At 67.9% G+C, this 17,756-nt stretch carries 15 protein-coding genes, 2 tRNA genes and 1 pseudogene; 10 read left to right on the top strand and 8 right to left on the bottom strand.

All coding sequences use genetic code 11. The features are described from left to right. Positions 1-666 precede the first annotated feature (666 nt). The 3 genes from ACFV6H_RS36945 to ACFV6H_RS36935 all read right to left on the bottom strand — a co-directional run bounded on the left by ACFV6H_RS36945 (position 667) and on the right by ACFV6H_RS36935 (position 2,889). Positions 667-1,596 carry a CU044_5270 family protein gene (locus ACFV6H_RS36945; protein ID WP_385551149.1) on the bottom strand — a complete coding sequence of 310 codons (930 nt, stop codon included), beginning with the start codon at positions 1,594-1,596 and terminating at the stop codon, positions 667-669. Next, complete coding sequence (locus ACFV6H_RS36940; protein WP_385551147.1) at positions 1,593-2,159, bottom strand: RNA polymerase sigma factor; 567 nt, start codon at positions 2,157-2,159, stop codon at positions 1,593-1,595. The genes ACFV6H_RS36945 and ACFV6H_RS36940 overlap by 4 nt, the downstream gene beginning before the upstream one ends. 193 nt (positions 2,160-2,352) lie before the next feature. Next, on the bottom strand, positions 2,353-2,889 hold the full coding sequence (locus tag ACFV6H_RS36935) for a hypothetical protein (RefSeq protein ID WP_385551145.1): 537 nt from the start codon (positions 2,887-2,889) through the stop codon (positions 2,353-2,355). A 1,537-nt stretch (positions 2,890-4,426) separates the two neighbouring features. Here ACFV6H_RS36935 and pstS point away from each other — a divergent pair. Next, a complete protein-coding gene (gene pstS, locus ACFV6H_RS36930) occupies positions 4,427-6,637 on the top strand; it encodes a phosphate ABC transporter substrate-binding protein PstS (protein WP_385551143.1) in 2,211 nt (736 codons plus the stop codon). Between the two features lie 22 nt (positions 6,638-6,659). On the opposite strand, the gene ACFV6H_RS36925 is transcribed toward pstS, so the two are convergent. Then, positions 6,660-7,118: a hypothetical protein gene (locus ACFV6H_RS36925; RefSeq protein WP_385551141.1), complete on the bottom strand. Its 459-nt coding sequence runs from the start codon at positions 7,116-7,118 to the stop codon at positions 6,660-6,662. A 140-nt stretch (positions 7,119-7,258) separates the two neighbouring features. Here ACFV6H_RS36925 and ACFV6H_RS36920 point away from each other — a divergent pair, with 140 nt between their 5' ends. Together ACFV6H_RS36920 and ACFV6H_RS36915 are read left to right on the top strand one after the other, a co-directional pair. Continuing rightward, a complete protein-coding gene (locus tag ACFV6H_RS36920) occupies positions 7,259-8,329 on the top strand; it encodes a MerR family transcriptional regulator (RefSeq protein WP_385551139.1) in 1,071 nt (356 codons plus the stop codon). 41 nt (positions 8,330-8,370) lie between these two features. Beyond that, positions 8,371-8,725 (top strand): annotated as a pseudogene (locus ACFV6H_RS36915) (hypothetical protein). A gap of 98 nt (positions 8,726-8,823) precedes the next feature. Here the strand turns inward: ACFV6H_RS36915 and ACFV6H_RS36910 are convergent. Both ACFV6H_RS36910 and ACFV6H_RS36905 read right to left on the bottom strand, forming a co-directional pair. Then, complete coding sequence (locus tag ACFV6H_RS36910) at positions 8,824-9,114, bottom strand: DUF397 domain-containing protein (protein WP_385551137.1); 291 nt, start codon at positions 9,112-9,114, stop codon at positions 8,824-8,826. Continuing rightward, entirely contained in the window at positions 9,074-9,922 is an 849-nt protein-coding gene (locus ACFV6H_RS36905) for a helix-turn-helix domain-containing protein (protein ID WP_385551135.1), read from the bottom strand. Before ACFV6H_RS36905 ends, ACFV6H_RS36910 begins: the two co-directional genes overlap by 41 nt. A 152-nt stretch (positions 9,923-10,074) precedes the next feature. Between ACFV6H_RS36905 and ACFV6H_RS36900 the strand changes: the two genes are divergently transcribed. Further along, a complete protein-coding gene (locus ACFV6H_RS36900) occupies positions 10,075-10,485 on the top strand; it encodes an ATP-binding protein (protein WP_385551152.1) in 411 nt (136 codons plus the stop codon). Here the strand turns inward: ACFV6H_RS36900 and ACFV6H_RS36895 are convergent. Beyond that, positions 10,471-11,679: a cation:proton antiporter gene (locus ACFV6H_RS36895; protein WP_385551133.1), complete on the bottom strand. Its 1,209-nt coding sequence runs from the start codon at positions 11,677-11,679 to the stop codon at positions 10,471-10,473. The genes ACFV6H_RS36900 and ACFV6H_RS36895 overlap by 15 nt on opposite strands. Before the next feature lie 475 nt (positions 11,680-12,154). On the opposite strand from ACFV6H_RS36895, the gene ACFV6H_RS36890 reads away from it, so the two are divergent. After that, a complete protein-coding gene (locus tag ACFV6H_RS36890; protein ID WP_093602297.1) occupies positions 12,155-12,349 on the top strand; it encodes a hypothetical protein in 195 nt (64 codons plus the stop codon). Between the two features lie 95 nt (positions 12,350-12,444). Here ACFV6H_RS36890 and ACFV6H_RS36885 read toward each other — a convergent pair. Then, positions 12,445-12,518, bottom strand: a tRNA-Gly gene (locus ACFV6H_RS36885). A gap of 140 nt (positions 12,519-12,658) precedes the next feature. On the opposite strand from ACFV6H_RS36885, the gene ACFV6H_RS36880 reads away from it, so the two are divergent. The 5 genes from ACFV6H_RS36880 (at position 12,659) to clpX (ending at position 17,653) form a co-directional block, all read left to right on the top strand. Continuing rightward, a tRNA-Pro gene (locus tag ACFV6H_RS36880) sits at positions 12,659-12,735 on the top strand. Between the two features lie 178 nt (positions 12,736-12,913). Next, entirely contained in the window at positions 12,914-14,341 is a 1,428-nt protein-coding gene (gene tig / locus ACFV6H_RS36875) for a trigger factor (protein WP_385551131.1), read from the top strand. 412 nt (positions 14,342-14,753) lie between these two features. Then, positions 14,754-15,359, top strand: a complete 606-nt coding sequence (locus tag ACFV6H_RS36870; protein ID WP_384986343.1) for an ATP-dependent Clp protease proteolytic subunit — start codon at positions 14,754-14,756, stop codon at positions 15,357-15,359. Positions 15,360-15,441: 82 nt separating this feature from the next. Then, positions 15,442-16,125 (top strand): ATP-dependent Clp protease proteolytic subunit, encoded by a 684-nt coding sequence (locus ACFV6H_RS36865; RefSeq protein ID WP_384986275.1) that lies wholly within the window; start codon positions 15,442-15,444, stop codon positions 16,123-16,125. Between the two features lie 235 nt (positions 16,126-16,360). Beyond that, complete coding sequence (gene clpX, locus ACFV6H_RS36860) at positions 16,361-17,653, top strand: ATP-dependent Clp protease ATP-binding subunit ClpX (RefSeq protein WP_066949776.1); 1,293 nt, start codon at positions 16,361-16,363, stop codon at positions 17,651-17,653. Positions 17,654-17,756 lie beyond the last annotated feature (103 nt).

The raw sequence follows: 17,756 nt of genomic DNA, 5'->3' as shown, positions 1-17,756 counted from the left end.
TTGATTGTGGCGGGGTCGTGCCGGGCGTCAAGGGCGCTCCTTCGTCGCGTCGGCTGCGCCGATTGCGCTGCGCTCCACCCTTGACGCCCGTCCCGCCCCCGCTGGAGGAAGGTGGGAGGGGCGGCCCGGGGGAGGGGTCCCCGGGGGGCTCAGTTATGGGTCCTTGTTTCTTTCCGGCCTGCTGGCCGGTGGGTGGTGTGCGCGGCAGTGGAATGGGGCGGTGACGCGTCGGCTCAGCGTCTGACCACCGTCCTTTTGCCGGGGTTCAGGACCGTGTCTGAGATCCGTGACCGCATGGCACCCCGGGCATCAGCCCATTCCATCCGTCTGGGCGTGGAAAGACTCGCTCTTGCGTCCGCAGGACACAAGAGACGGTCGGACGGCCCTCAGGTTCGGGGAGGAGGCTGGTGGGCATCGATTGGTGCCCCGTATGCCCCTATTTATCCGCTCGTTGGGAGTCCCCGGAGGCTGGTCTTGTGTCCTGAGTAGCGATAGGCCGTCCTCAGGACGTACCCGGTGGGTGCCTGCTCCCGGGGCGGTGAACCGGTGTCTGTCGGCTCGGGGCCGTCCCTGTGGGCGTGGGGTGCGGAGTTCCTGAGGGGCGGCCGACGTCGAGTCGGCCGCCCCTTTTTCATCGGTCCATCTCCTCCCGACTCCGTTGTTCGGTCAGCCGAGTTCTGATGTCGGGCCGGTTGACAGGAACGTGGTGGCCCACCGCCCGGGCGGCGTGCCGAGCTTTTCCCTGTGCTCCAGCACTGTGCTGCTGGCCGGATCCACGATGAGGATGTGGTGCACGGCCGGGCCCTGCCACTCCACGGCGGTGCCCTGCCGTCCCTCGCCGTCCCTCATCGGTCCGAGAAGTCGTACGCCGTCCATGCCCGCGAGGATCTCGAAGAGGGCCGCGCGCAGGTGTGGCCCCGACGGTGCAGTGGCGAGGAGTTGCACGATGCCGTTGTAGAGGGAGCGGTCGCCGTCGGTGGAACCGCCGAGGAGCCTGGTCCTCAAGGCCTGCGGGTCGGTGGGCAGTTCAGCAAGTTCGTCCCAGGTGACCAGCTCGCCTCCGACCGACCAGGACGTCTGTCCGACCCTTTTGTCGAAGGTGCAGAAATCGCCGTGGCAGACGCTCGACTCCCTGCCTCCGGGGTTTCTGATAGTAACGGAGGTGCGGCTGTACCAGGTCGTCTGCTCCTGGCCCGGCCGCGTGCTCATGGCGTAGCGCGCGCGCACCTTCCAGTACCGGGCGTGGGAAGCGGGCTTCTCCGCCGCCGTGTCCGCGACGTCCCGCAGGAAGGTCGCCGCGTTCGCACTGGCGGGCGGCGCGCCGTCCATCCCGGTCACCGGCAGGACAAGGACCCCCGCGGCCACCGCGGCCACGGCAACCGCCGATACCGTGAACCGGCGCCGACGCCGGCCACGCCCGCCGGTCGTAGTGGCCATGTCCCTGGCCACAGCCTCCCGTACGGCCCTGCGGGCGGCGTCGACAGCCTTCCCGTCCGCCGGCTCCACCCGCCCGGCCGCACGCAGTGCCTCGGCACCGGCGAAGTCCAGGAAATCAGGGTCAAGGTCGTGTGCGTCATTGTCGGTGATCGTGGTCATGCGGGGTCTCCTGTCCGGGGAAGTACGGTGGCCGGTTCAAGCGCCTGGCGCAGCCGTGCGCGGGCGCGGTGCAGTCGGGACCGGGCGGTGCCCGCCGGGATGCCGATCACGGCCGCGGCCTCGGTCGGCGTGAGCTGCTCCCAGGCGATGAGCAGCAGCAATTCGCGCTCCGCGTGCGGGAGCTGGTCCAACGTGCGGCGTATCGAGGGCGCGACCGCGGCGGCGTCCAGCCGTTCGTCCACCGCCTGCCACGGATCACTTACGGCATGGTCCTCGCCACCGGCCGCCCCCGGCCGTTCCGGCGCACTGCGCCGCCAGTGCGCGGCCAGCACATTCCTGGCCACTCCGAAGAGCCAGGTGCGAGCCGTGCCACGGGCGGCGTCGAAGGTGGTGCGGCTGGTGTACGCCTGAAGCCAGACCTCCGCCAGCAGGTCGTCCGCGACGGCGGGCGCCCGGCGGGCCAGATAGCCGTGCAGGGCGTGGGCATGGTGCTCGACCAGCGGCTCGAAGGCCACAGGGTCACGCGCCGAGCGCACCAGCAGATCGTCGTCGTCCGGTTCCATCAGGTCCCCTCCCATGGCCGCGCGGTCGGCGGCCACACCCCGTACTTGTCGACGAGGGCACCCAGCGTTCGCCGGACCGTCAGGCTGGGAAGTGTCTCGCGCAGACATCCACTGGAGGGGAGAGCGTGTCCGAGGCCGACAACGAGGTGGGAGAAGGCCGTCGCCCGAGAGGGCTCTCGCGACGGATATGACGTCAGTCTTCGTCCGCCCTGGAGAGGGCTTCGGTGATCATGCGGGTGGCGAAGTCGGGGTCGTCGGTGATGCGGTTGATGTGTTCCGCGAGGAGGAAGGCGGTGGCTTCCAGGGGGGTCATCTCGTCCTGGGTCCAGGATCCGTACTGCTTGCGCCACAGGTTGGGGCTCAGGCCGGTGCCCGCGGCGATGACCATGCCGGCCATGGTGGGGATGGCCTCGGGGCGGACGCTCCTGGGCATCATGCGCATCGTGGCCACGAGGCTGGGCACCACGTACTCGATGACATCCTTGTCGTGGTCCTCGTAGGCCATCCGCAGCCACTTCGTGAACATGAAGATAAGCGTGCACGCGCCGTCCAGCACGTCATTGGCTCCCCTGGGGCCCAGTGACGCGGTGAACTGGCCGATCAGCGCCTTCTGTTCGGGATCGGTCCCGGTCCCGCCGTCGTGGATGACTTTGAGCCGGGAGTCGATCATCATGAGCGCCGCGCCCACATCGCCGGCGGGAGCGTACTTGGGGTCGCAGGGCGATGACATGGGATTCCTCCTCAGCTGACCGCGGTGAGCAACGCGGCGTATCCGTACAGTAGTCGGCCGATGGCGCGGGCGTCTGACGAATCCCGGTGGGTGGTGCCTGTTTCTTTCCCGGCTGCCGGGCTGGTGGGTGGTGTGCGCGGGAGTGGAGTGGGGCGGTGGCGCGTCGGTTTGGCGTCTGACCGTCGGCTGTTGGTTGGGGTTCAGGACCGCTGTAAGGGTGGGGTTGTCGGGTGCGGGTCACGACCAAGAGGTAGTCGGGCTGAACCGGCAGGTCTTGTGCCGCGTGGGGGCCGCCCCTCTGTTTTTGATTGTGGCGGGGTCGTGCCGGGCGTCAAGGGCGCTCCTTCGTCGCGTCGCTGCGCGATGACCTTCGGTCACCCTTGACTCCCGTCCCGCCCCCGCTGAAGGAAGGTGGGAGGGGCGGCCCGGGGGAGGGGTCCCCGGGGAGGAGCCTGGTGGGTGCCGGTCCTTTCCCGGCCTGCGGCTCGGTGGGTGGTCTGCGCGGCAGTGGAATGGGGCGGCCCGGCACCGGCTCAGCGTCAGACCGTCCGCTGCTTGCTGGGGTTCAGGACCGTGTCTGAGATTCGTGTCCGAGTGGCACCCCGGGCATCAGCCCCATCCCATCCGCCAGGCCAGAAGCCCAGTGGTGGAGCGGCAGGCCCATGTTCGTCCGCTCCTCGCGTCCATAGGACGCAAAAGGCCATCGGACGGCCCACATATCTAGGTGAGGGGGCAGCAGCCATCAGGCAATGCCCCATATGCCCGTGTTTGTCCGCCCATTGGGAGTGTTCCGAGGCCGGTCTTGTGTCCTGAGTAGCGATAGGCCGTCCTCAGGACGTATCGACGGCCCGCACGGGCCCATTTTCCTTTCGGATAGCCCCGCCCACCCCACCACCCACCCAGCTCAGACACGGGACTGAACCCCAACTGGCAGACGGGCCGTCTGACGCTAAGCAGAGCCCAGAAGCCCCATTCCACTGCTGCGCAGACCACCCACCGGGGCGCAGGCCGGGAAGAAACAGGCACCCATATCTGAGCTCCCCGGGGACCCCTCCCCCCGGGCCGCCCCTCCCATGCCTGTACTTGCGATGGAGGGTCGGGTGTCAAGGGTGGAGCGCAGCGGAATCGGCGCAGCCGACGCGACGGAGGAGCGCCCTTGACGCCCGGCCCGGAGTCGCGAAACTGAAACCTCAAGGGGCGGCCCCCACGCGGCACGAGACCTACCGGCCCACCCCGACTACCCCTCGGTCGTGACCCGCACCCGACAACCCCACCCCAGCAGCGGTCCTGAACCCCAACCACTCACCAACCGTCCGACGCCAAACCCACGCGCCACCACCCCACTCCACTCCCGCGCACACCACCCACCAGCCCGACGGCCGGGAAAGAAACAGGCACCTCCCACCCGCACACCCACGACAACGCTCGCGTCCCGTCGGCCCGCCCCCGCCCGCCCCCGCCCGCGCCGTGCGCGCGGTCTTCGGCCGGTACGCTCTCGGGCGCAAGGGCTGGGCGAGTTGGGGGAGTGCGGGCTGTGGTGAAAGCTCTGACGGCCGACGATCCGGAGCAGGTGGGACCGTACCGGATCACGGGCCGGCTGGGCGTCGGCGGGATGGGCCGGGTCTATCTCGCGGCCTCTCCGGGCGGGCGGCAGGTGGCCGTGAAGGTCATCCGGCCGGAGCTGGCGGACGAGCCGGGCTTCCGGGAACGGTTCGCGCGCGAGGCATCCGCCGCGCAGGCCGTCAGCGGCGCCTTCACCGCCGCCGTCGTCGGCGTGGATCCGCACGGCGCGGCGCCCTGGCTGGCCACGCTGTACGTACCGGGCCTCTCGCTCGCCGAGGCCGTCGCGCGGCACGGAACACTGCCCGAACCATCGGTGTACGCCCTCGGCGCCGGCCTCGCCGAGGCCTTGCAGGCCATCCACGCCGCCGGGCTGATCCACCGCGACCTCAAGCCCTCGAACGTCCTGCTCGCCGCCGACGGACCTCGCGTCATCGACTTCGGCATCGCCATGGAGGCGGGCGCCGACGCGCTCACCAGCACCGGCCTGATCGTCGGTACGCCCGGTTTCATGGCGCCGGAACAGTTCACCCGCCAGACCGTCGGACCCGCCGCCGACGTGTTCTGCCTCGGCGCGGTACTGGCCTTCGCGGCCACCGGGCACGGGCCGTTCGGGACCGGTTCGTCGCACGCCATGGGCTACCGCGTCGTCCACGAGGAACCGGACCTGGCCGAACTCCCCGTACATGTACGGGACATCGTGGCGCGCTGCCTGGCCAAGGATCCCGGCGTCCGGCCCACCGTCCCTCAACTCCTCCATGAACTTGCGGGACTTGTCGCGGCGGTCCCCCAACTCGACCCGGACGCACCGGCGGCGACAGCAGCGGCTCCGGACGACCGCACCCGGACGCTCGCCCTCGCCCTCAAACAGTCGCCCTGGCTCCCTTCGCCTCTCGCCGCCGCCGTCACCGGCGTCGACCACTCGGACACGTCCCAGGCTGAGCCGAAGCCCGCCCCGGCCGACCCTGAGCCCGCCCAGGCCCCCACCTCGGCAGGTCCGTCCCAGTCCCAGCCCTGGGCCCGTAAGCACCGCACCAAGATGCTGATCAGCGGCCTCCTCGTCGCCGCCGTCGCCTCCCTCACCCCAGTCATCAACAACGCGATCTCCGACCGTGGCGACCTCAACAGCCCGGGCGAAGGCGGCTCCCAGGCCTCCGACGACCCGAAGGCCTCCTCGTCCGAGCCCGTGTCCGCGCCGGTGTGCGACGACAGCGGCCAGAGTCTCGTGGGCTCCGGCTCGTCCGTCCAGAAGACCGCCATGGACACCTGGATCAAGGACTACAGCGCGGCCTGTCCCAACACCCAGATCAATTACAGCGCCAAGGGCTCCGGCGCCGGTATCTCCGAGTTCCTCACGGGCCTCACCGCCTTCTCGGGCTCCGACGCCGCACTCAAACCCACCGAAGTTGAGCAGTCGAAGAGCATCTGCCAGGGCGGCGGCACGGGCATCAATCTGCCCATGCTCGGCAGCCCTGTCGCCCTCGCCCACAACATCCCCGGCGTTGACAACCTCGTCCTCGATTCCCCGGCAATCGCCAAGATCTACACCGGGAAGATCACGAGCTGGAACGACGCCGCCATCAAAGAGCTGAATCCAGGCGTCGTCCTGCCCGCCCTCCCGATCCAGGCCTTCCACCGCTCCTCCTCGTCCGGCGTCAACCAGACACTCAGCAGGTACCTGACCGCCACCGCAGGGAACGACAACTGGCCCTACGCTCCCGACCTCGCCTGGCTCGCGCCGGGCGGCCTGGGAGCACAGTCCTCCAGCGACGTGGCCGAGCAGGTGAAGCAGGTGAACGGATCGATCGGTTACGTCGAACTGACTTACGCGATCGCCAACAACCTGAACACCGTCAACCTCGATACCGGCGCCGACCGGCCCGTCGAGCCCACCACGGAGACCGCCTCCGAGGGCATCGCCGCCTCGCGAGTGGTCGGTACGGGCAAGGACCTGGCCGTCGACATCGACTACTCGACCAGCGCCGAGGGCGCGTATCCACTCCTGCTCGTCACGTACGAGATCGTCTGCGACAAGGGCAACCTGCCCGGCACACTCGACGCCCTGAAGTCCTTCCTGACCTACACCGCGGGTGCGGAAGGCCAGCGGTCCATCTCCGAAATGGGCTACGCACCACTGCCCGCCGAGCTCGCCGCGAAGGTCAGAGAAACGGTCGGGACGATCGCCTAGGACGCCACGCCCGCCATCGCCCTCACCAGGCCGGAGGCCGGGACTGGTCGCCGCCCTCGATCTCCTCCGGCCAGGGCCAGTCACGGGCGTGACCGTCCGTCCTGCTCAGGATCCCGGGATCGGGCGGGAACTCTTCGTTGTGCGGTCCGGACCAGTAGGCCCGCCGCGTGCGCGGAAGAGGTATTTCCACCAGCTTGCCGTCGTGGATCATCCACAGCCCGAAGCAGTCATCCTCCTCGTCGTGGATCAGGACCTGCACCGTCTCCGGCCGGGGCCACGGCAAGGACTCCAGGTGCTTCAACAGCCCGGATCTACTGCGCATCCGCACGAACTCCGTACCCCAGCCGAATCCCCAGTTTCCGCCGGGCCGCATCTCGAAGAACACTCCGTTCCAGGTCCGCGCGTCGTCATGCCGCGTCAACGGCTCCATGACCTCGTCCGCGTCCTGCGCCAGCACGATGACCTCAGCAATTCTGCTCATGCCGGAATACCACCGCGAGCCACGGACGCACCGCAACTGAGATCTGCCGCACGTCGGAAGCCGAAGCAGGGCAGCACCTGAGCACGACGGCTCCTCGTTGGTGTTGACCTTCGAGTTGGTTGAAGCTCAATGATGGCGAGGTGCCACATTCTGAGCTGATGCCGATCGGGCTCTTCGCCCGACGCAGTGGTCTGACCTCCAGCGCGTTGCGGTTCTACGCCGACTCCGGGCTGCTGTCCCCTGCCGAAGTCGATCCGGTCTTGGGCTACCGCTTTTACAGCGCTGACCAGGTGGCGCGGGCGACCGTACTGCGTCAGCTTCGCGAGATCGCCATGCCACTCGCTGCTGTCGAGGCTGTCCTCGACGCCGGGGCTGACGAGGCATCCCGGCTGCTCGACGAGCATGTGTCAAAGGTCATGGAGGACGCGGCAGCGGCACAACAGAAGGCTGCTGTCATCAAGTCCGTGCTCGGCAACGTGCCAGGTCTGCCGATTACGGCGCTGAAGGGTCCCGTGCTGGCGGACGCGGTCGAGCAGGTCCTGACCGCGGCCGCACATGAGCCCGGGATGCCGGTACTCGCCGGCCTGCGTATCGAGGCGAGTCATGAGGCGGTCATCCTGACTGCGACTGACCGGTACCGGCTCTCCACCCGAACCCTGGTACCAGCTGAACCGCCGAGGCAGACGTGGGCTGGAACGGTCGACGGTGACGAACTGCGGGCCGCGGTCGCCGAGATCCGCCGCAGCACACTGGTGCGACTGGAAGCGGTGCCGCACGGGATCTGGCTCCGCACGGCCGACCGGGTGGACCGGCATTGCCGTTTGCTGCCCGAGGAATTCCCCGACCATCGGCTGATGCTCGCGTCACTGGGCGAGGTCACCACGCGCGTGACGGTCTCGAAGGAACTGCTCCTGCGAGCCCTGGAGGACCAGCCCGGCGAGCGCATCGCGCTGCACGTTGCCGACCACGGAGTGAACGTCGTGTCGGCGGATGACGAACATCCCGGCGTCCCGCTCCCGGCCACCACGACGGGGCAGGACCTCCAGATCTGGTTCGAGTTGACCACGCTCTATCCCGCCGTGAGCACCGCGATCGGCCCCGAGGTGATGCTCGACCTGAGAGGAAACGACCAGCCCGCCACCATCCGCTCCGCCGACCGCGGCGATCTCACCACACTGGCCATGCCCATCAAGTCCGACCACTCCGCCTGAGTCCGGCCATTCCGCCTGAGAAAGACGACGAGGAACACTTCATGGCCACCGCACCCGCCGGCCCCGACCCGACCATGCAAGCCATCGGCCAGGCCGTCACAGAAGGCCGAGCCGGTGACAACGCTTCCGCCCGCCAGAAACTGCTGGGCCTGTGGTCCGCGATCGGTGTCACCGGCGACCCGCTGCACCGCTGCTCACCGACGGCTCGGCTCCTTCGAAGCCGCCGACGAGCACATCAACGCGGCCAGAGCGCACGCCCCCAGCCTTCCTCAGGACACCTACGGTGACCTTCTTCGTGGCGCCATCCAAGAGGTCGCCGAGGCCATCGCCGGGCAGGACCGCACACGGCGAGCATCACCAGGCGACGTCACCAACGTCATGGCCTCGAACACCTAGAAGAGCGGGAGCCGGAGCCCGTCGCGGACCCAGGGCGCACGGAGAGGTGGGCGCGGGCCTGTTTGGGCTGGTCCGCGCCCACCTCTCCGGGTAGGCGACTACGGGTGTACGGGAGTCAGCGCGCCGGTTGCGGTGGCGGTGACGAACGTGGTGAAGGCGTGCGGTGCGACGGCGAAGGCCGGGCCCTGTGGGTTCTTCGAGTCGCGTACGGCGACGGCGGCGGTGCAGGCGGCGACCTCGACGCACTCGCCGCCGGTGTCGCCGCTGTGGCTCGACTTCTGCCAGGCCGTGGCTCCGACCGTGGCGCACTCGACGCAGGTGCCGCCGGTGTCGCTGCTGTAGCTCGACTTACGCCAGCGTGCGCCCGTCAGGTTCGGGTTGCTCTCCATAGCGTTCCTCCATTACGCGGGCGATCATCGCCGCCGAGTCCTCCACGGAGAGCGCGGCGGCCTGCAAATGATCGTAACGGAGCGAACGGGACTTGACCTCCTGCGGATTGGCCGTCCAGTGGTCACCTTCGTAGCCATCGGAGTGGGCGAAGTCCGGAGCGTCATCCGAGCGCAGGATGGTGAAGGAGCCCGGGAGACCGGCGTGAGCGCCCGCCGTGAACGGCAGTATCTGGATCTGGACCCACTCCGCGTCTTTGAAGCTCAGCAGATGGGCTAGCTGCTCCCGCATGACCTTCCGGCCGCCGATTTCCAGATAGAGCGTTGCCTCGCTGAGCACCACCCAGACCAGCGGCGGGTTCTCCTGCGTCAGAATGCGCTGGCGCTCCAGCCTGGCCATGACTCGCTCAGTGAGCTTGTCCAGAGTGACGGCGCCCAGTACCGCCGTTGCGTACTCCTCGGTCTGGAGCAGGCCGTACACCAACTGACTCTCGAACGCGCTGATGTACGACGCCCGCTGTTCCATGTCCACGTACGGCTGGAACCACGGCGGAAGTTGACTCTTCAGCACCAGCGGCAACAGCCGTGTGAATGTGCCTCCCGTTCCGAGCGCCGCGTCGAGGGCTTCCGAGAATGGCCTGGTTGGGACCTTGTGGGCGGTCTCGATCTGGCCGATCAGTGAGCCCGTACAGAAGATGATGTCGCCGAGTTGCCTCTGACTGAGGCCGGCGGCTTCTCTCAATCGCCTCAGCTCTGCGCCGTAGTAATCGAGAGGTGAAGCGCTCGGGTCCAGGTCTCGCGTGTTCTTCACGACAGCCTCCAACTTTCCGGAGCGTTACGCTCGTTCCGTAGCCGAGAGTAGTTGAGTCGTCGCAATCTTGGAAGGTGAACCCAACAATTCGTCTCCGTCGAGCTGGAGTTAGCGTGCAGACCAGCGCCGATTACCCACCTTCGTGCTATGGCATGAGTTTCACTGTCGGTGAGCATTCCGCCCGGCACCTGCGTCGGATCGTACGGACGTACCTTTGTGCCTGGGAATTGGAAGAATTGTGCGAGGCCGCCGAATTGGCGCTGACCGAGCTGCTCGCGAATGTGGTTCGGCATGTGCCGGGCCGAGGATGTTCCGTGCTGTTCGTATGGCGGCCGGGCGCGCTGCGCGTCGAGGTGACGGACAGGGCGCCCGGCGTGCCATACGTAAAGCAGCCAAGCTCGGACGGCGGGCCGGAGGATGAACTGGCCGAGGGCGGGCGCGGGTTGCTGCTGGTGGAGGCCGTGACCGACCGGTGGGGTGTGACTCCGCAGGTGGACGGCGGGAAGACGGTCTGGTTCGAGTGCGTGGCGAAGGAGCGGACGCCGGACTCAGTGTGTGGCTGATGCCTCTTCGAGGCGGCCCGGTTCGCCTGGTCGCCCGCTGTCGCCACCGTTACGGCCGCGTCCGCCCGGCAGTACGCGCGCCAGCCAGTGCGACCGGCCGGCCGCCAGTGGGCCCAGTACGGCCAGAATCAGTACGTAACCCGCGATGAAAGGGGCGAGCCGCGCGTCCAGGCTCGCCCCGGCGGCCATGGTGGCGAGGATCAGGGCGAATTCGCCGCGTGCCAGCAGCGTGGTGGAGATATTGGCCGCCGGTCCGGCGCCGAAACCGTTGATTCTGGCGGCGGAGATGCCCGCGACTATGTTCATGACCAGCGTCACGGCGACGGCGGCCAGTACCGGCCACAGAACGGTCGGCAGATCGCCCGGATTGATCGAGAGGCCGAAGGCGAAGAAGAAAATCGCGCCGAAGGCATCGCGCAGAGGATGGACGAGTTTGCGTATCCGGTCGCCCGAGGTCGTACCGCCGAGCATCAGGCCGACCATGAACGCGCCGATGGCGTCCGCGACTCCGAACCATTCCGACACGCCCGCCACGAAGACCGCGATGCCGAGAAAGGAGATCACCAGCAGTTCGTCGTCCTTGGTGGCGATGAACCGGCCCACCAGCTTTGTGCCGTACCGGGCCGCGAGCGCGAGAGCCAGCAGGAAACCGAAAGCCTTCGCTCCGTCCATCACCGCCGCCGAGAGGCTGTCGGCGCCGGACAGGATCGGTTGCAGGGCCGCGAGATAGAGGGCCAGGAAGATGTCCTCGACGACGATGATGCCGAGGATGGGCTTGGTCTCCGGATTGCCGATCCGGCCGAGGTCGACCAGCACCTTGGTGACGATGGCGGACGAGGAGATGCCGAGCACTCCGGCCAGCACCAGCGCCTCGCTCGTGCCCCAGCCGAGCGCGAAGCCGAAGCCGAGGCCCGCGCCGACGTTCAGGGCGAGATAGGTGCCGCCCGCGAGGGCCATCTTCCGGCCGCCCGCCTTGAGGTCGTCCAGATGGAATTCCAGGCCCAGATAGAAGAGCAGCAGGACCAGGCCCAGGGCGCTGAGCATCTCCAGGTCGTGCGGATCGGAGACCAGCACGATGCCGGGCGTGTGAGGACCGAGAAGGATCCCGGCCAGGATGAAGAGAGGGATCGTGGGCAGCTCGATCCGGCTGCCCAGCCGGGCGAGTACGGCGGCGGCGAGGAAGGCGCCGCCCATGGCTATGAGGGTCTCCGCGTGTCCGATGGGATCGCTCCTCCGTCTTCGGGTCCGTCTGTGAGTCGGCCTTGAGTCGGCCTTCGATTCGTCAAGGTCAAGGAAGCGTCAAGGAATCGTCAGTAATTAGTTTACCAAACGATTTACTGAGCAACTTTTGGCGCCCGGCAGATGCCTCGGAGGCTGCGGTTTGGCTGATGACCGCCGGTCGGTTCACGGCGTGTCGGCCACCACGAGTCGTCGGGTGATTTGTCCCGGGAGTCGGTCATGAGCTGGGAATCGAGGCGCCGAGTACGTGGTACGAGCGCGGCGCGCCCGGTGTGCGAATGGCGCGATCCCGATGGCGATGAACCGTCACCCGACGCCACCCATACGGAGGTTGATGGCACCATGGTCGGGCGGGGTGCGGAGCGGGGTGTGAGCGTCGCGCGCTCCCGCGCGGCAGGGCTAGGCGGACCGACCGAGGGTGTGATCAGTTGTGGCCATTTCGCTGTCAGTGGTGCTTCTCTTGGCGATCATCATGGTGGTGCTGATCCGCGGCGGTTCGCTCAAGGCCGGGCCGGCGATCGTGGCGATCCTCTTCGGCTTCTTCCTCGCGTCCACCAATATGGCGCCGTCGGTGAACCGGTTCCTCAACTCGATAGCCGACACGATCAACCAGATCAGCTTCTAGATCGGCTGGATCGGCATCAGCTTCTGATGCGTACGATCCCCTGAAACGCCACCGGCCCGACCGGTGGCGTACGCACGCGGTCGGGCCGGAGGCCATGGAGCGGGCGACGGGAATCGAACCCGCGTAGCTAGTTTGGAAGACTAGGGCTCTACCATTGAGCTACGCCCGCACAGCGTGTGCCGCGGGCCCGCAGGACCTCGGCACGGACAACATCGTAGCGGGTCCGCGCTGTTCGCCGCACACCTGGCGTACGGCAGACAAAGAGGCCGACGTGGCGCCCGCGGGCATGTACCCTACGTGTCGCACCGACGGGGTGTGGCGCAGCTTGGTAGCGCGTCCGCTTTGGGAGCGGAAGGTCGTCGGTTCGAATCCGGCCACCCCGACCATTTACGCAGGATCGCAGCGCGGCAGCGCATTGTGGGGGCCTTCCCGCTTGCGGTTACTATGCAAGCTGCGTGCCCGTGTGTCTGAAGAGTCTCTGATGAGCCGGGCCGAATCCGCTGGGCCGCCGGAGAGCGGCGGACACAGCAGAACCCCAGAATCAGCCACCAAGGAGACCGAACCGTGAAGAGCGCCGTGGAGACCCTGAACCCGACTCGGGTTCGGCTCACTGTCGAGGTGCCCTTCGAGGAGCTCAAGGACAGCCTCGACGCGGCGTACAAGAAGATCAACCAGCAGGTCACGGTGAAGGGCTTCCGCAAGGGCAAGATCCCGGCCCGGATCATCGACCAGCGGTTCGGGCGTGGTGCTGTGCTGGAGGAGGCGGTCAACGACGCCCTCCCGAAGTTCTACACCGACGCGGTCAACGAGGGTGAGCTGAATGTCCTCGGCCAGCCCGACGTCGACATCACCGAGCTGAAGGACGGCGAGCTGCTCGCCTTCACCGCCGAGGTGGACGTCCGCCCGGTCATCGAGATCCCGGACTACTCCGGTATCGAGGTCACCGTCGACGCCATCGAGGTCTCCGAGGAGGACGTGGACAAGGCCGTGGAGGCGCTCCGCGACCGCTTCGCCTCCACCGCTCCGGTCGAGCGCGCCGCCGCCGACGGCGATGTCGTGACGCTCGACCTGGAGGCCAAGGTCGACGGCGAGGTGCTGCCCGATGGTGTCGCGAGCGGTGTGCAGTACACCATCGGCTCCGGCGAGCTGCTCGACGGTGTCGACGAGGCCGTCATCGGTCTGGAGGCCGGCGGCGAGGCCACCTTCACCTCCGAGCTGAAGGGCGGCACCGCCGAGGGCAAGGAGGCCGAGGTCACCGTCAAGGTCTCCCAGGTCTCCGCGCGCGAGGTGCCCGAGCTGGACGACGACTTCGCCCAGATGGCGAGCGAGTTCGACACGCTCGAAGCGCTGCGCGCGGACAGCCGCAAGCGCCTTGAGGGCAACCGCCAGTACGACCAGGCCACGCAGGCCCAGGAGCGCGTCCTGGAGGAGCTGCTGAAGCTGGCCGAGGTGCCGATCCCGGAGAAGCTGCTCGCGGACGAGATCAACACCCGTAAGCACAACCTGGAGCACCACCAGCTCGGCCAGATGGGACTCGACCTCGCGAAGTACCTGGAGATCCAGGGCAAGACCGAGGAGGAGTTCGAGACCGAGACCAAGGAGCAGGCGGAGAAGGGCATCCGGACGCAGTTCATCCTCGATGAGCTGGTCAACAAGGAGAAGCTGAACGTCAACCAGGAGGAGCTCACCGAGCACCTCATGCGGCGCGCGCAGTCCTCCGGGATGTCTCCCGACGAGTTCGCCAAGGCGGTCGTCGAGGGCGGCCAGGTGCCGATGCTCGTGGGCGAGGTCGCGCGCGGCAAGGCGCTGGCCGTGGTGGTCGAGGCCGCGAAGGTGACGGACACCAATGGTGTGCTGGTCGACCTGAGCGACGAGGATGAGGACGACGAGACGGTGGAGGCCGCCGCCGACACGGAGACGGCCGAGGCCGCCGCCGAGGACACGGCCGCCGCGGACAAGGGCGCCGACAAGGGCGACAAGACCGAGGCCTGAGCCGTACCGCTCGCCGTGACCGTGCCGTACCGCTCCGGGGTCCGACCGACGCCGGGCGGGCGGCCGTACGAGGCAGGCGTCCGGCCGTACGCCGCTCCGGCCCGCCCGGACGCCCCGGCGGTCCTGATGCCGCTCCGTACATCGCTCTGAACGCCAGGAAGGGCCCCGGACGCACCACGCGACCCCGGGGCCCTTCGCGTCCGCGCCCAGGCCCTTACAGAGCCGTACAGAGCCTCGCGGCCTTCAACTACCTTGCGCTCCCAGCGAACAGCCACGGAACCGGGATGGCGCCCGCCGACCAGCGCGTTAGGGTCCATGAATACGAGGGCTGGGGAGTCTCCCGTCCCCGGTACGAAGACGCTGAGACGGCCAAAGCCGTCAGAGACGAGCAGGTGTATACGTGACGAATCTGATGCCTTACGCCGCCGGTGAGCCGTCCCTCGGTGGTGGCCTCGGCGACCAGGTCTACAGCCGGCTGCTCGGAGAGCGGATCATCTTCCTCGGCCAGCAGGTCGACGACGACATCGCGAACAAGATCACGGCGCAGCTCCTCCTCCTCGCGGCCGAGCCCGAGAAGGACATTTTCCTGTACATCAACAGCCCCGGCGGTTCCGTGACGGCCGGTATGGCCGTCTACGACACCATGCAGTACATCCCGAACGACGTGGTGACCATCGGTATGGGTCTCGCCGCGTCGATGGGCCAGTTCCTGCTGACCGGTGGCACGGCGGGCAAGCGCTTCGCGCTGCCGCACACCGACATCCTCATGCACCAGGGCTCCGCGGGCCTCGGTGGCACCGCCTCCGACATCAAGATCCAGGCCGAGCAGCTTCTCCGTACGAAGAAGCGCATGGCCGAGATCACCGCCCACCACACCGGGCAGTCGGAGGAGACGATCATCCGCGACGGTGACCGCGACCGCTGGTTCACCGCCGAGGAGGCCAAGGACTACGGCATCATCGACGAGATCATCTCCGCTGCTTCGGGCGTTCCGGGCGGCGGCGGCACCGGGGCCTGAGCAGCACCGCGGCCTGAGCACCGCCGCCCCGCAGCAGCCGCACCAGCCGCATCGGCCGGCCAAGACCACCGAACGCCACAGGATGGTGAACACCCACATGCACAACATGAACAACTACTCCGCGAGCGGTCTCTACACCGGCCCGCAGGTGGACAACCGTTATGTCGTTCCGCGCTTCGTGGAGCGCACCTCGCAGGGCGTGCGGGAGTACGACCCGTACGCGAAGCTCTTCGAGGAGCGAGTGATCTTCCTCGGTGTGCAGATCGACGACGCCTCCGCCAATGACGTCATGGCGCAGCTCCTCTGCCTGGAGTCGATGGATCCCGACCGGGACATCTCGATCTACATCAACAGCCCCGGTGGCTCGATGACGGCCCTCACGGCCATCTACGACACCATGCAGTTCGTGAAGCCCGACATCCAGACCGTGTGCATGGGCCAGGCCGCCTCGGCCGCCGCCGTCCTGCTCGCCGCCGGGACCGCCGGCAAGCGGCTCGCCCTGCCCAACGCGCGCGTGCTCATCCACCAGCCGTCCAGCCAGACCGGCCGTGAGCAGCTCTCCGACCTGGAGATCGCGGCCAACGAGATCCTGCGGATGCGTGCCCAGCTCGAAGAGATGCTGGCCAAGCACTCCACCACGCCGATCGAGAAGGTCCGCGACGACATCGAGCGCGACAAGATCCTCACCGCCGACGACGCGCTCGCGTACGGCCTGGTCGACCAGATCGTGTCGACGCGCAAGACCACGGCCGCTGCGGCCGCCTGACACACCCGGCGCCCTTGGCGCGGTGCGCGCATGAGTCCGGCCGGGCTCCGGTCGGCGTCCTGTTGGGGTCCTGTCGGACCGTCCCGTCGAGTTCGTACGGGACCGGGACGGGATGCCACGGCCATGTGAACCGCGCCAAGGGGGGCCCGAACGGGGGCCCGAGCAAGGTACCGTCGGATATGAGGCACAGGAGCCGCTGAACCAAAGCTGCTCCCAGGCGAAGGGGAAGCACCTCGTGGCACGCATCGGTGATGGCGGCGATCTGCTCAAGTGCTCGTTCTGCGGGAAGAGCCAGAAGCAGGTGAAGAAGCTCATCGCGGGTCCCGGTGTGTACATCTGCGACGAGTGCATCGACCTCTGCAACGAGATCATCGAGGAGGAGCTCGCGGAGACCTCCGAGGTGCGGTGGGAGGAACTGCCCAAGCCTCGTGAGATCTACGAGTTCCTCGAAGGCTATGTCGTCGGCCAGGAGCCCGCGAAGAAGGCTCTGTCGGTGGCGGTCTACAACCACTACAAGCGTGTGCAGGCCGGTGAGACCGGTGGCGCGTCCGGCCGTGAGGACGCGATCGAGCTGGCGAAGTCGAACATCCTGCTGCTGGGCCCGACCGGCTCCGGCAAGACGCTCCTCGCGCAGACGCTCGCCCGGATGCTGAACGTACCGTTCGCCATCGCGGACGCGACGGCGCTCACGGAGGCCGGCTATGTGGGCGAGGACGTCGAGAACATTCTGCTGAAGCTGATCCAGGCGGCCGACTACGACGTCAAGAAGGCCGAGACCGGGATCATCTATATCGACGAGATCGACAAGGTCGCCCGCAAGAGCGAGAATCCGTCGATCACGCGTGATGTTTCGGGCGAGGGCGTCCAGCAGGCGCTGCTGAAGATCCTGGAGGGCACGACGGCCTCCGTACCGCCGCAGGGCGGACGCAAGCATCCGCACCAGGAGTTCATCCAGATCGACACGACGAATGTGCTCTTCATCGTGGGCGGCGCGTTCGCCGGTCTGGAGAAGATCATCGAGTCGCGGGCGGGCGCGAAGGGCATCGGCTTCGGAGCGACGATCCGCTCGAAGCGGGAGATCGAGGCGAGCGACCAGTTCCAGGAGGTCATGCCGGAGGACCTGGTGAAGTTCGGGATGATCCCGGAGTTCATCGGCCGTCTGCCCGTGCTGACCTCCGTCCACAACCTGGACCGCGAGGCGCTGCTCCAGATCCTGGTCGAGCCGCGCAACGCGCTGGTGAAGCAGTATCAGCGGCTCTTCGAACTCGACGGTGTGGAACTGGACTTCGATCGCCCGGCCCTGGAGGCCATCGCCGACCAGGCGATCCTGCGCGGCACGGGCGCGCGCGGTCTGCGCGCGATCCTCGAAGAGGTGCTCCAGTCGGTGATGTACGAGGTCCCGTCCCGCAAGGACGTGGCCCGCGTCGTCATCACGGCGGAGGTCGTCCGCGACAACGTGAACCCGACGCTGGTACCGCGCGAGCCGAGGATCGTGAAGAACGACGGCCGCCACGAGAAGTCGGCGTAGCCGCCGCTCGGCACGGCGGACAGACACGACATACGGAAGCGGGGGGGGGGGGGGGGGGCGGCGGCCGGCTCGGGCGCGGGGGGAGTGTGTGGTGGTGGGTAGT

This window comes from Streptomyces sp. NPDC059743 (assembly GCF_042732975.1).
GTDB lineage: Bacteria > Actinomycetota > Actinomycetes > Streptomycetales > Streptomycetaceae > Streptomyces.
This window is presented reverse-complemented; position numbering and strand designations above follow the sequence as displayed.